We start from the raw sequence: 587 nt of genomic DNA, 5'->3' as shown, positions 1-587 counted from the left end.
TAAAACTAAAATCATTGTATAGAGTTAGTTGATTTAAAGGCTTGTTGGTGCTGCAAAGTATTTCGACAAGTCCTTTTCCTCAATATCATTTATACAATCCACTAGCAATATTGATTTTATCTCATTAAAGATTGCTAATTAACCTGTTCAGTATAGTTCTGGCACCCATTTTAAACAATATTATTGATAGAAAGTTCACTTAAATGATACCAGTGGTTAATCTAAACCTCGGTCGGAACTCTAAAGGTATTTATCAACTTTCTATGATTGATTCCACAGCAGAACTTTTCGACAAACAAAAGATTCAATATCCAATACTGAGTCGAGCTGTAAAATGTTTGGTATCGGACAAAAATGGGAGGCTTGGGTAGGTACCAATGGGTTTGGATTATATGCCTTCGACGGGGGCAGTCCGTTCGTTGTATCAGAACTGGCCTATGAAAATATCAACGCTGTTTTTCTGGACAACAAAACTCAAACTGTTTGGGTAGGCACCAAAGGGGTATTTGTACTATCCAACATTGATTTTAAAACAAAGCAATATCAACTCAAAAAGTTGTCAGTAATTCAAGGTTACCAACCATGAA

At 35.4% G+C, this 587-nt stretch carries 1 protein-coding gene; it reads left to right on the top strand.

Annotated features, from left to right (window positions below):
* The first annotated feature begins 334 nt into the window (after positions 1-334).
* Positions 335-586, top strand: coding sequence for a hypothetical protein (locus BWI92_RS26890; protein WP_095168683.1), 252 nt, complete (start codon positions 335-337; stop codon positions 584-586).
* Position 587 lies beyond the last annotated feature (1 nt).

It is taken from the genome of Flectobacillus sp. BAB-3569, from assembly GCF_002270355.1.
In the GTDB taxonomy this organism is placed as follows: domain Bacteria; phylum Bacteroidota; class Bacteroidia; order Cytophagales; family Spirosomataceae; genus Flectobacillus; species Flectobacillus roseus.
This window is presented reverse-complemented; position numbering and strand designations above follow the sequence as displayed.